Below are 12,082 nucleotides of genomic sequence, written 5' to 3'. Positions count from 1 at the left end.
GGTCCCCCGTTGCGCCTCCCGGCGCTGGACGTCGGTCGCGGCCGATTCTCGGTCGCGGCCGATTCCGATGAAGAGCGCGTCGAGGCGAACGCCCACGACGTCGTGGCGATCTCATGCCAGACTGGCCGTTCAGGGCGCCAATGGGACGAAGGGGGATGTCTCAGGTGGGCTTGGAGATCGAGAGCCGATCGTCCGACTCGCCGTACATCGAGCGGGTGTGGCGGAGCAGGAGCCACGACGTCGAACGGATGACGTCGGTCGCGACGGCCCACTGGGATCTGGTCTTCTGGGAGCACCGCGGTCAGGTCAGCGCGTCGGTGCAGGGGCCGGAGTCGAGGGCGGGGGTCGCGCCGGTGCCCGAGGACGCGACGTTCTTCGGGATCATCTTCGCGCTCGGCACGTCGATGCCCCACCTTCCGCTCCACCGGCTCGTCGACGGGTCCGCCGAGATCCCGGACACGACCCGCAAATCCTTCTGGCTGAAGGGCTCCACCTGGCGCCGTCCCGACTACGACAACGCCGAGGAGTTCGTCCGGCGGCTGGCGCGCGAGGGCATCCTGGAGGTCGACCCGGTCATCGCCGGGGTGCTTCGCGGCGCCCCGCCGGACGTGTCCGAACGTACCGTCCAGCGGCGGTTCGTCGCGGCCACCGGCCTCACCCGCGGCGCCATCCGGCAGATCGACCGCGCCAGGCGGGCCGCGATCCTGCTCCAGGAGGGTGTGCCGGCCCAGGACGTGACCCATCGGCTCGGGTACTTCGACCAGCCCCACCTGGCCCGGTCGCTGACCCGTTACGTCGGGCGGACCGCCACGCAGCTGAGCGAGCGGGACCCGGCGGAGCCGCTGTCGCTTCTGTACAAGACCTGAGGGTTGCCGCCCGCCTATCCTCCCTGTCGCAGCCATGTCAGTCATGAGGCAAGGGAGCAGAGCAATGGGCATTATCGTCGCCAATTTCTTCATTTCTCTGGACGGCGTGGTCGAGTCGCCGGACCAGTGGCACTTCCCGTACTTCGACGACGAGATGGGCGCCGCGGTCGGAGCGGGAATGCAGCGGGCCACGGGGTTCCTGATGGGCCGGAAGCTGTACGACGAGTGGTCCGCGTACTGGACGACGACCGACCAGGACCAGGACTTCGCCGCGTTCATCAACAACGCCGACAAGTACGTCGTGTCGAACACCCTGGAGAAGGCGGACTGGAACAACACCACGGTCCTCTCCGGCGACGTCGCCGCCGCCAGGCTGCGCGAGATCAAGGAGCAGACCGACGGCGCCATCCAGATGTCCGGCTCCGCGACGACCGTGCGGTGGCTTCTCGCCAACGGGCTGCTCGACGAGCTGAACCTGCTCGTGCACCCGATCGTCGTCGGCCACGGCCAGCGGCTGTTCGAGGACACCCCGACCCACAAGCTGAAGCTGGTCACGTCGGAGACGTTCAAGACCGGTGTGCTCAACCTGAGCTACGTGCCGGACGCCGGCTGACCGATTTCCCCCGGCTGCATGGGCCCGGCTCGGTTAGAGTCGGTGCCCATGACGGGCGAACCCTGGCTCCTGGGCGGCGACCTGAAGGTGTCGCGCATCGGGTACGGCGCGATGAAGCTGACCGGTTGGCCGAGGGGTGACCGGCCCGGGAGGGAGATGGCCCTCGCCGTCCTGCGCCGGGCCGTGGAGCTCGGGGTGAACCACATCGACACCTCGCACTACTACTCGCGTGACGGGGTGGTGGCCAACGAGCTGATCCGGGAGGCGCTGTCCCCCTACCCGGACGACCTGGTCATCGTGACCAAGGTGGGATCGCTGGTCGAGGGCTCCGACATCGCCCTGCCCCCGGGGGAGAGGACCGGGCTCACCCCCGGCGGGCTCCGCCGCGGCGTCGAGGCGAACCTGCGCTCGCTCGGCCTCGACCGCCTCGACGTGGTGAACCTTCGGATGGGCGATCCCGATCAGACCGAGACGTCCCTGGCCGGGCCCCTGGAGACCCTGCTCGCGCTGCGCGAGGAGGGCCTGATCCGCCACATCGGCATCTCCAACGTCACCGCGGCCGAGTTCGCCGAAGCCCGCTCGATCGCGCCCATCGCCTGCGTGCAGAACCTCTACAACCTGTCCCGCCGCGACGACGACCCCCTCGTCGACGCGTGCGCCGAGGCGGGCATCGCCTACGTCCCCTTCTTCCCGGTGGGCGGTTTCCAGCCGATCACGGCGAAGCACCTGGACGCCGTCGCGGCCCGCCACGGCGCGACCGTGCCGCAGGTGGCGCTGGCCTGGCTCCTGGCCCGGTCGCCGAACATCCTGCCCATCCCCGGCACCGGGTCACCGGAGCACCTGGAGGAGAACGTCGCCGCCGGCGCGCTGCGGCTGACCGCCGACGACCTCGCCGAGCTCGCCGGGGACGTCGCATAGCCCTCTCCGTCAGGAGGACGGGTGTCGGCCACCCGGTCCCCCAGCCCCGCGAGATCGTGCGTAGCCGCCTCAGGCCGTCCAACGCCCGCGATATCGGAGACGGGCTCAAGCTTCACCGGCACGATCTGCGGGCCGACGGCCGCGACTACACAGTGATCACGCTCCGGCCCGGCACCCGCGTCCGGTTCTCGACGAACTTCCACCACGAGACCTGGCACATCCTCTCCGACCCGCATGGCGCGCTCCTGCTGAGCCGCCTGCTGTGGGGCCTGTCCTTCCAGCGGCGGCCCGGCACGGTCGTGCTCATCGACCGGCGGTTCATCTGCCCCAACCCGTTCGACGCCGAACACGGCTCTCCCATTGCGCTTGTGCCCGCTGAGGTGACGCATCTGCCGGCACGCTCCGTCCGTCTCCTCACCCGAAGCCTCGCCGTACCGAGAGAGGCGCGGGGGACGGTGCGGTGGCAGACCTGGGGTCTCGACGCGGCGGTCCGCGAGTGGCGCGATCAGCGGGACGACGGCACCTGGTGGCGGAGATGGCGTCCCCCGGAAGACCTCCGGGCCGCCGAGGTGACGAACCCGGGCGGCCTGGTCACCGTACGGGCCTCGTCCTCCTTGCTCCGCAGCTGGGCCGTCAATGTGGCGACGCTGCACGACCATGCGCACGAGGGGATGTCCTACACCGAGTTGGACGGCCCTTACCGGGAGTTGCGCCGCGGGGAGGGCGAGGTGCAGACCTTCTGCGACTTCCGCCGGCAGGTGTCCGTCGCCATGATCTCCCGCCGCGAGATGCTCGCCGCCGAGAACGCACCCGGCGCACCCGCAGAGCTCCGGCCACTCGTCTGGCGGAGAAACGCCACCGTTCGCGATCGCCGCCGGCGCCGGAGCCCGAGTCGGTGATCGCGACGGGTGGGCGGCCATAGGCGAGCCGTGCCCATCCCATGGTCGGAGCGGCCTGTCGAGACTCGGCGTCCGGCATTCCAGAACGGGCCATCGAGGAATGTTATGTCAGACATAATGCGGGCATGAAGAAGTTGCGCTTCTAACGATCGGCGCGAAAGCATCGCATCGGACAGGCGCGTGCCCTACATGTCGTCCGCGCCGGGCCTCCGGCGATCGTGCCGGCCAAAGACCCGACCTTGGAGGACAGATGGGTCTGGATCGGCCCCCGATGATCGGGGTGTGGAGCTGGAAATGATCGGCATCCTCACTGACAAAGCTCTGGTGATCATCCATGTGATGCCGACCGCGCTTCGGAGAAGGACGCATGACTGAGCACGAGGCAGCCTGGCCGCCGGAAGACATCGAACTCATCCTGGACCACGACTCCGATATCGACAGCGAGTCTGAAGAGATCTACGACACCAAGGGCAACCTGATCGACGACGAGTACGTGCGGAACGCGATCAGCGATGTTCACCAAGCAATCGACGAAGGCCGTGTTCCTCAACCGACCAGTCGCCTCGGCCGTCCGTCACTCACCGGCGAGGGCACACATTCTCCAAGGGTCTCCTTCAGGCTTCCGGAGGAGTTGCGCGAGCGCGCGAAGGCCCGCGCCGAGCAAGAGGGCAAGAGTGTGTCCGCGCTCGCACGGGAAGCCTTTGAGCAGTTCCTCAGAGCGGGATGAGCACACGACCCACAGGTCATCCCACCCTCAGCCGGAGTGCCTCGCCGACGTGTGAACCGCGTTGTTGACGTCACGTTCCAGCGAAGTGACGGCGCCGACTCGGCGGCTCACGTGGACCCGCTGATGCCTTTGGCCAGGGGGGCGCGCCAGCCGTACCGCATGGCGAGAATGCGGAGCGTGAAGGCGAGCACGGCCGAGGACAGGGTGGCGGCGAATCCTCGTACGCCGAGTGTGTACAGCACGGCCATCGCCGTCGAGCCGAGCATCGCCGGCACGGCGTAGAGCTGGCGGTCGTAGAGCAGGGTCGGCCTCTGGCCGGACAGGACGTCCCGGATGACGCCGCCGCCGACGGCGGTGCAGACCCCGAGGAACACGGCGTGCAGCGGCGCGAGGCCGTAGTAGAGGGCCTTGGTGGTCCCGACGGCGCAGAACAGGCCGAGGCCCGCCGCGTCGAAGACGAGCACGCCGGGCATCGCCCGCTCGACCTGCCGGTGCCAGAAGAAGGCGATGACGGTGGCCGCGACCGGCACGAGGAGATATCCCGCGTCCCGGAACGCGGCGGGCTGCACGCCGATGAACAGGTCACGCATGACGCCGCCCCCGACGGCGGTGAAGAACGCGAGCACCACCATGCCGACCACGTCGAACCGTTTGCGCACGCCCTCAAGCGCGCCGGACAGGGCGAAAACGAAGACTCCGGCGAGGTCGAGCAGGGGTGTCACAGCCGTGCAGTCTCCCATAAGCCCTGCTCATCGCCACATACTGCCCCAAGGCCAACAACCCGACGATCACTTCGTGGAACGGCTTGAGTCTCGAGTGGCTCGAAGGTGCAGGCTCGTCCTCGTGAGTGACGGAACAGAGCTGTACACCGTGGGCCAGATCGCTCGACGTACCGGTCTTTCGGTGCATACCATCCGCTTCTGGTCCGACAGCGGCCTGATCGTGCCCACTGACAGGTCGGCCAGCGGGTACCGCCTCTACGACGCCGCCGCCGTGGCCCGGTTCGATCTGGTCCGGACCCTGCGCGAGCTCGGCATCGGGCTGGAGGCCGTCCAGCAGATCATGGCGCGGCAGGTCACGGTGGCCGAGGTGGCCGAGGCGCACGCCCGAGCGTTGGACGCGGAGATCACAGCTCTGAAGCTTCGCCGTGCCGTACTCCGCACGATCGCGAAGCGCGGTGGCACAACCGAGGAGACGATGATGACGCACAAACTCGCCCACCTGTCCGCCGCCGGGCGTCAGCAGGTCATCGACGAGTTCATCGAGACCACGTTCGCCGGGATCACGCTGGACGACGACGCCAAGGTGGTCGCGGAGTGGATGCGGGACCTGCCGGACGATCCGGCGCCGCGCCAGATCGACGCCTGGATCGAGCTGGCCGACCTCGTCGCCGACGAGGACTTCCGGCGACGGCTCCGGCGGATCGCGCTCACGGGAGCCTCGTCGGCGGCGTCGCGCCACGGGTACGAGCTCCGGTCGCTTGCCCTGGAGCACGCCAACCGGGCGACAGCCGAGTCGGTCGCGCCGGACTCGGTCGAGGGCCGGACCGTTCTGAATCAGATCGTCAAGCCCGACCTGTCCCCCGACGAACGCGGCGAGCTGCGTCGGTGGCTTGAGACCGTCGCCGACGCCCGGGTGGAGCGCTACTGGCAGCTGATAGCCGTGCTCAACGGGCATGAGCCCGCTCCGTCCGCCATGCCCGCCCTCACCTGGCTGATCGCCGCTCTTCGCGCCCACGGGTGAGGCCCCCAGCGCCGTACGGCGCATGACTTGACGACCAGGGCTAATAGCGTTAGCTTTGCGGCTATTAGCTTTAGCCAAGGAGGCCATTGTGACCGAATACCTGGAGATCGAGGGCGGACGGCTCGCGTACGACGTGACCGGCGAAGGCCCGCTCGTCGTGCTGTCCCACGGCATGGGCGACGGCCGGGAGGCCTACCGCTTCCTCGCCGCCACGCTCGTGGCCGCCGGGTATCGCGTCGCCACGGCCGACCTGCGCGGTCACGGCGAGTCGACGACCGGCTGGTCGTCCTACACCCGCACCGACACCGCCAACGATCTGCTCGCCCTCATCCGCCATCTAGGCGGGCCGGCGGTCGTGGTCGGGCATTCCTTCTCCGGCGGCTCGGCCACCATCGCGGCGGCGCTCGATCCGGATCTGGTCACCGCGGTGGTCGAGATCGGCCCGTTCACGCGGGCGCAGAAGCCGGACCTGGGCGCCCTGCTGCGCGACGGCCGGCACCGGAAGGGGATGATGCTCCTGATGGCGACGGGAGCGCTCCGCAGCGTGAGGATGTGGAGGCGGTACCTCGACCACGCCTACCCCGGCGACAAGCCCGCCGACTACGACGCCTACATGGCCGATCTGGGGCGGGCGTTGCGCCGCCCGGGCCGGATGGGCGTGGTCGGCAAAATGGGCATGTCCGCGCCGACCGACGCCGGCGCCCAGCTCCGGAACCTCCGGGTGCCCGCCCTGGTCGTCATGGGCACGCTGGATCCCGACTGGAGCGACCCCCGGGCCGAGGCGGAGGGCATCGTCGCGGAGATGCCGGCCGGGCGCGGCACGATCGCCATGATCGACGGCGCGGGCCACTACCCCCACGCGCAGTATCCCGACGCGGTCGCCGATGCCGTTCTGCCGTTCCTGAAGGAGCACGCCCGTGGCTAGAGCGGGCTTGTCGCCCGACGCGATCGTCGATCTCGCGCTGCAGATCATCGACGAGGAGGGACCGGCCGCGGTCACCCTGTCGGCGGTGGCCGGTCGCGCGGGCGTCGCCACGCCGTCCCTCTACAAGCACGTACGCAACCTCGCGGAGGTCAACACGCTGGTGTCCATCCGCGTCATGGACGAGCTGGCGGACAAGGCCCGCGAGCGTGTGCTCGGCCTCTCAGGAGCCGAGGCGCTGCACGCGTTCATGAACGTCTGGCGGGAGTACGCCAGGAGCAGCCCCGGCCGGTACGCCGCGATGATCCAGGCGGCCCGGCCGGAGCTGGCCGAGGCGGGCGGGCGGCTGGTCGACATCCTCCTCGCCCTGCTCCGGGGGTACGGGCTCGAGGGCGCGGACGCCATCCACGCGGCGAGGTGCGTGCGGTCGGCCGTGCACGGCTTCGCCGTCCTTGAGGCCGCAGGCGGGTTCGGGCTTCCCGCCGATCTGGACGACAGCTACGAGCAGCTCAAACGCATGATCATCTCAGGGCTGCCGAAGTGAGACCCCGACCGCCCGCCGTGTGACCACACACGAATTCCCGCGCGCTCGCCGGCAGCCGGCCTGTCAGAGGGGATCGCTAACCTTTCCGGCCATGACCGATCTGGGCTTCCTCGAGCCGACCCGTTCCTCCTACGACGCTGTGGCTGCCCGCTACTCCACCCTCTTCGCCGACGATCTGCCCGGGCAGCCGGTGAAGCGGAGCCTGCTGACGCTGTTCGCCGAACTGGCATCCGGGCCGGCTGCCGATGTGGGGTGCGGTCCGGGGCACGTGACGGCGTTTCTGCGCGGGCCCTCGTCGGCCCCGTCCTCCTCGCAGCCGCCGTTCTCGGCCGGGCACGGCAGGGAAGTGCGAGCTGCGAGGAGGACGTGAGCACTGCTACCAGCCTTCCCGACGACGGCCGGCTGCCGCTTTGAGGGTCATCACGGCTGGGCGAACCGCAGGTGCCGTCGTTCGGCCAGCTCCTCCGCGCCGACCACGGTCAGAACCGGGGTACCGGGCGGCGCGAACATGGTCACGACCAGCTGCGACTGCGCGTCCGGAAGGTTGTTGGCGCCCTGGTAGTGGATCACGTCGCCTCCGGGCTCGAACAGGGCGTCACCGGCCTTGAGCACCCGGGGCGGCTGCCCCTCCAGCTCGAAGAGGATCTCGCCCTCGGTCACGTAGCCGAAGAGCGGCCCGGGGTGCCGGTGCGGCGGCGCGCCGGGGTCGCCGGGCGAAAGGGTGACTCGGACGGTCCTGGCCTCGGCGCCGTCCGGGATCCGGGCGGCCGCCTCCGACAGGGCCGCGATCACCTCGACGCCCGGGGGCAGGTGTGCGTGCTCAGCGCTCATGTGTTCCTCCAAACAGCAGGGAGTGTCCACATGAAGGACCAGACGGCCTCCCCCGTTTGTGACAGCCCTGCGCGGCGAACCCGTCTGGAATCGCCCCTGCCTCAGGCAGAAGCCCTCACGACCTGGCACTCCCAGCCGCCGCCCGGCCGGCGGGGTGGGCTACGGTCTGCCTGCGGCTGCGGATCAGGATGGCCAGGCGGTTGCTCACAATCGGGGCAAGGCTGAGGAACATGATCGAGTCGGCGAAGGCCGCCACGCTGATGTGGTTGCCGATGAGGAACATGCCGAGTGACCGTGAATACCAGTGCTCGCAGCCATAGATGAAGACCTGCCGGGCCACGGTGTAGACGATCCAGACGGCGGCGTACGCCACCCCTGCGTCGGTCCACGCCTGGCCGTCCTTGTCGACGCTGACCTTGAGGAACGAGGACGCGAGCACGCCGATCGCGGCACCGGCCAGCAGTCCGACGATCTCCAGCACGAGACCGCCGCCCGACATGTCCCAGCCCGGCATGACGAACGGCACGACGACCGCCGCCACCAGCAGAGGCCTGAGGAGCCCCAGCGGGGTGGCCCTGCGATGACCCCAGTCCTTGAGCAGTACGACCGCGACGATCGCGAGGCCGGCGAGGGTGAGCGCGGTGGACACGGGACCTCCGAAATGGCGAGTTTCGGGTCACATTAAGCTGGGGTGCCCGGTGGAGATCGTCAACCTGACGGGCTGAGATCTGGGTGCAGGCGGGTGTGACTCCGTCCACCACCTGAAGGGAAGCGTCGGATGGGGGAGCAGGGCGTCCGCGGCATGTGGGGTCTGCGTGCGGCGATGTCCGCCGGTCTGGCCCTCATACTCTGGGGGGAGATCGCCCATCCGGGAGCCGCCGGCCTGCGCGGCGCCGGACCGGAGGTTCCCATAGCGCTGGCGGTCGCGTCCGTGAGCTGGGTCGCCGTGATGGTCGTGGGGCCGCGTGGCGGGTCGCGGACGTTGCTGATCCTCATCCTGGCCACCGGCCTGGCAGGCAGCGTGTTGCTGGTGCTCCATCCCGCGCTGGCCGTCTTCTGGTTCACGTTCTGGGCCTGTGTGGGCGCCGGAGCCGACTTCCCTTCGCGGACGGGCGGCGTCGTGGTGATCTGCTGCTGTTGCGTCCTGCTGGTGGGATATCTGGACCACCGTGGTGACGCGCTCGCCGGGTATGCCGCGGTGGCGTTCGTGGCCTATCTGCTCGGCCACAACCGCAAGCTGTACGTGGACATGGCACAACAGGCACTACGCGCCGCCGACGACCGTGCGCGGGCGGCGACGCTCACCGAGCGGACACGCATCGCCAGGGAACTCCACGACGTCCTCGCGCATTCGCTGACCAGCCTGTCGTTGCAGGTCGAGGCGGCCTCGGCGGCGCTGGAGACCACCGGCGACCAGGAACGCGCCCTGTCCCACCTGGAGCATGCGGGAAGGCTCGTCAGAAGCGGCCAGGAGGAGGCGGTCGCGGCGGTCCGGGCCCTCCGCGAAGGCGATGTCGCGGCACTGGCGATGGTGGAGAGGCTGGTCGGCGCCTTCCGCGAGGCGGGAGGGCAGGTGACGCTGCGCGTGACCGGGCCGGTGCCCACCCTGCCCGCGTCGCACGGGATGGCGGTCTACCGGCTGGTGCAAGAAGCGCTGACCAACGCCGCGAAGCATGCCCCGGGCGCCCCCGTCGACGTGCATCTCTCGTTCACCGGCGACGGGTTCGCCGTCTCGGTCACCAATGACGCCGCGGCCGACACGGCCGCACCGGTGAGCGGCGGCAACGGCCTCGCCGGCATGCGCGAACGCATCACGGCCGCAGGAGGCACGCTCACCGCCGGCCGTGTGGGTGCGCAGTGGCGGGTCCACGCGTGGGTCGGCGCGTGAACCCGGTCCGCGTGGTCGTGGTGGACGATCAGGCGACCGTACGCGAGGGCCTGGTCGCCCTGCTGGAGATCCTTCCAGGGATCGAGGTGGTCGCGGAGGCGGCCGACGGCCGGACCGCGGTGGCCGCCGTCGCCCGGCACGCCCCGGACGTCGTGCTCATGGACGTACGGATGCCGGACACGGACGGGGTCGCCGCGACCGCGGAGTTGGCCCGGGCGCACCCCTCGACCGCTGTCGTGGTGCTGACCAGTCACGCCGACGACGAGACCGTGCTGGCCGCGCTCGCCGCGGGAGCCCGCGGATTCCTGACGAAGAACGCGGGCCGCCGGGAGATCTCCCAGGCCATCCTCGCGGCGGCGGCCGGCCTGTCACCCATGGATCCGGCGGTGCAGTCGCGAATCGTCGGCACGGCACGGCTCGGTCGTGTGCCGCCGTCTCCGCCCGGCGGGCTGACGCCGCGTGAGGCGGAGGTGCTCGCGCTCATCGCCGCCGGGCTGACCAACGCGCAGATCGCGCTCCGCCTGCGCGTCTCGCCGGCGACGGTGAAGTCGCACATCAACCGGGCCTTCGCCAAAGCGAACGTCACCGACCGGGCCGCGGCGGCCGACTACGCGCGCCGCCACAACCTGGGTCCTCTCTGACCGCGGCATGCCGCAGGTTCCGGCCGAGGCCGGCCGCGAATCGCCGAGGTCAGGGCGACCGGCGGGCCGGCCTGCGTCGCGGCTCGGGGTCAGTCGTCGACGGCCTGGTAGAGCGTGGTCCAGAAGTCGTGGATGAGCTGCGTCGAGTCCGGGGTGGACGCCCCGACCTGGGTGAGCAGGATGCCTGTGAGCTGGTTGACCGGGTCGGCGTAGGTCGCGGTGCCGCTTCCGCCGTCCCAGCCGAACTGGCCGACGGGCGCGTAGTCGCCGCGGTAGGTCCGCACCGCCATCCCGAATCCCCAGCCGCCGTGCTGCCCCTGGCCGTGCGACACATGGACGTTGCCGGTGGCCATGGCGTTGCGGGCGGCGTTCTGCTCGGGCGTGAGGCGGTTGGTGGTCATCAACTCGACGGCGGGCCGCGACAGGATCCGTTCGCCGCCGTGCATCCCGCCGTTCAGCAGCATCCGGAAGTAGGCGTGGTAGTCGTCGGCGGTGGAGTTCAGCCCGCCGCCACCGCCCGCGAACGCCGGAGGCTTGCTGTGGCGTCCCCCCTCGGCCTCGTCCCACACGAGGAACTCTCCGGTCTGCGGGTGGGGAGCGTAGAGGGGCGGGAGCCGGTCGAGCCGGTCGGCGGGCACGTGGAAGCCGGTGTCCCGCATGCCCAGCGGCTCGAAGACGCGTTCGCTCAGGAACTCCTCGAACGGCCGGCCGGTGACCCTGGCCACCAGCACGCCGAGCAGGTCGCTGCTGATGTGGTACTGCCAGCGCTCACCGGGCTGGTACATGAGCGGCAGCTCGCCCAGGCGGCGCATCCACTCGTCCGGCTCGGGCATGGGCACCGGCAGGTTGGGCGTGAGCCCCTGCTCGAAGACCGCGTTCATGATCGGGGTGCCCAGCGACGTCATGTCCATGCCGAGCCCGAACGTGGAGGTCAGCACGTCCCGTACGGTGATCGGCCGCCGCGCCGGGACGGTCTCGTCCAGCGGGCCGTCGATCCGCTTGAGCACCTGCCGGTCGGCCAGCTCCGGCAGCCACGGCTCCACCAGGTCGTCCAGCCGCAGCCGGCACTCGTCCAGCAGGACCATCGCCGCCGCGATCGTGACCGGCTTGGACGTCGAGGCCATCCGGAAGATCGTGTCGCGGCGCATCGGCGCGCCACCGTCATGACGCATCGTCCCGAGCACCTCGACATGCGTCTCGTCGCCCCGGCCGACCAGGGCGACAAGCCCGGGAATCCTCCCTGAATCGACATACCGCGCCAGCACCTCACGCAGCCTGCGCAGCCCTGCTTCGGAGAAGCCGCCCTTGGTGTGTCCCATCTGAATCTCCTTACGCGTAGTTTCGATCTCTGCGAGACCCGTTCACGGCATTCACCATCGCCGGCCGCGCTGATGGCGGGCCGCCGCTGACCCGCCGCGGGTCCCGGGGGTCCGGAGAGGACCCCGCGGTGTCGGGTCAGGCGGCGTCGAGGGCTTCGGTGATCTTGCTGG

Annotated in this window: 15 protein-coding genes; 11 read left to right on the top strand and 4 right to left on the bottom strand. The window is 70.1% G+C overall.

All coding sequences use genetic code 11. From position 1 onward, the window contains the following. The first annotated feature begins 164 nt into the window (after positions 1–164). From MPTA5024_RS16300 to MPTA5024_RS16280, 5 genes are all read left to right on the top strand, one after another. On the top strand, positions 165–866 hold the full coding sequence (locus tag MPTA5024_RS16300) for a helix-turn-helix transcriptional regulator (protein ID WP_036326421.1): 702 nt from the start codon (positions 165–167) through the stop codon (positions 864–866). A gap of 64 nt (positions 867–930) precedes the next feature. Further along, on the top strand, positions 931–1,479 hold the full coding sequence (locus MPTA5024_RS16295) for a dihydrofolate reductase family protein (protein ID WP_036324878.1): 549 nt from the start codon (positions 931–933) through the stop codon (positions 1,477–1,479). A gap of 48 nt (positions 1,480–1,527) precedes the next feature. Further along, positions 1,528–2,397, top strand: coding sequence for an oxidoreductase (locus tag MPTA5024_RS16290; RefSeq protein ID WP_036324876.1), 870 nt, complete (start codon positions 1,528–1,530; stop codon positions 2,395–2,397). A gap of 56 nt (positions 2,398–2,453) precedes the next feature. Beyond that, positions 2,454–3,296 (top strand): hypothetical protein, encoded by an 843-nt coding sequence (locus MPTA5024_RS16285; protein ID WP_051458243.1) that lies wholly within the window; start codon positions 2,454–2,456, stop codon positions 3,294–3,296. Positions 3,297–3,663: 367 nt separating this feature from the next. Continuing rightward, a complete protein-coding gene (locus MPTA5024_RS16280) occupies positions 3,664–4,023 on the top strand; it encodes a ribbon-helix-helix domain-containing protein (RefSeq protein ID WP_036324874.1) in 360 nt (119 codons plus the stop codon). Positions 4,024–4,130: 107 nt separating this feature from the next. Here the strand turns inward: MPTA5024_RS16280 and MPTA5024_RS16275 are convergent, their stop codons facing one another. Then, a complete protein-coding gene (locus tag MPTA5024_RS16275; RefSeq protein WP_232326492.1) occupies positions 4,131–4,745 on the bottom strand; it encodes a trimeric intracellular cation channel family protein in 615 nt (204 codons plus the stop codon). Positions 4,746–4,866: 121 nt separating this feature from the next. Here MPTA5024_RS16275 and MPTA5024_RS16270 point away from each other — a divergent pair, with 121 nt between their 5' ends. From MPTA5024_RS16270 to MPTA5024_RS16255, 4 genes are all read left to right on the top strand, one after another. Further along, positions 4,867–5,766 (top strand): helix-turn-helix domain-containing protein, encoded by a 900-nt coding sequence (locus tag MPTA5024_RS16270; protein WP_036324871.1) that lies wholly within the window; start codon positions 4,867–4,869, stop codon positions 5,764–5,766. Between the two features lie 88 nt (positions 5,767–5,854). Continuing rightward, positions 5,855–6,691 carry an alpha/beta fold hydrolase gene (locus tag MPTA5024_RS16265; protein ID WP_036324869.1) on the top strand — a complete coding sequence of 279 codons (837 nt, stop codon included), beginning with the start codon at positions 5,855–5,857 and terminating at the stop codon, positions 6,689–6,691. Continuing rightward, complete coding sequence (locus MPTA5024_RS16260) at positions 6,684–7,232, top strand: TetR/AcrR family transcriptional regulator (RefSeq protein ID WP_036324866.1); 549 nt, start codon at positions 6,684–6,686, stop codon at positions 7,230–7,232. The genes MPTA5024_RS16265 and MPTA5024_RS16260 overlap by 8 nt, the downstream gene beginning before the upstream one ends. Positions 7,233–7,323: 91 nt before the next feature. Continuing rightward, positions 7,324–7,602 carry a hypothetical protein gene (locus MPTA5024_RS16255; protein WP_036324864.1) on the top strand — a complete coding sequence of 93 codons (279 nt, stop codon included), beginning with the start codon at positions 7,324–7,326 and terminating at the stop codon, positions 7,600–7,602. A gap of 50 nt (positions 7,603–7,652) precedes the next feature. Here the strand turns inward: MPTA5024_RS16255 and MPTA5024_RS16250 are convergent, their stop codons facing one another. Both MPTA5024_RS16250 and MPTA5024_RS16245 read right to left on the bottom strand, forming a co-directional pair. After that, positions 7,653–8,063, bottom strand: a complete 411-nt coding sequence (locus MPTA5024_RS16250) for a cupin domain-containing protein (RefSeq protein WP_036324863.1) — start codon at positions 8,061–8,063, stop codon at positions 7,653–7,655. A gap of 115 nt (positions 8,064–8,178) precedes the next feature. Then, entirely contained in the window at positions 8,179–8,712 is a 534-nt protein-coding gene (locus MPTA5024_RS16245) for a hypothetical protein (RefSeq protein ID WP_036324862.1), read from the bottom strand. A gap of 333 nt (positions 8,713–9,045) precedes the next feature. On the opposite strand from MPTA5024_RS16245, the gene MPTA5024_RS16240 reads away from it, so the two are divergent. Beyond that, positions 9,046–9,951 carry a sensor histidine kinase gene (locus tag MPTA5024_RS16240; RefSeq protein ID WP_198167184.1) on the top strand — a complete coding sequence of 302 codons (906 nt, stop codon included), beginning with the start codon at positions 9,046–9,048 and terminating at the stop codon, positions 9,949–9,951. After that, positions 9,948–10,592, top strand: a complete 645-nt coding sequence (locus MPTA5024_RS16235) for a response regulator transcription factor (protein WP_036326414.1) — start codon at positions 9,948–9,950, stop codon at positions 10,590–10,592. Before MPTA5024_RS16240 ends, MPTA5024_RS16235 begins: the two co-directional genes overlap by 4 nt. 89 nt (positions 10,593–10,681) lie before the next feature. On the opposite strand, the gene MPTA5024_RS16230 is transcribed toward MPTA5024_RS16235, so the two are convergent. Next, positions 10,682–11,911, bottom strand: coding sequence for a serine hydrolase domain-containing protein (locus tag MPTA5024_RS16230; RefSeq protein ID WP_036324860.1), 1,230 nt, complete (start codon positions 11,909–11,911; stop codon positions 10,682–10,684). Positions 11,912–12,082 lie beyond the last annotated feature (171 nt).

It is taken from the genome of Microbispora sp. ATCC PTA-5024, from assembly GCF_000511135.2.
GTDB lineage: Bacteria > Actinomycetota > Actinomycetes > Streptosporangiales > Streptosporangiaceae > Microbispora > Microbispora corallina.
The sequence above is the reverse complement of the archived record's forward strand: the minus strand, read 5'-3'. Positions and strand labels throughout refer to the sequence as shown.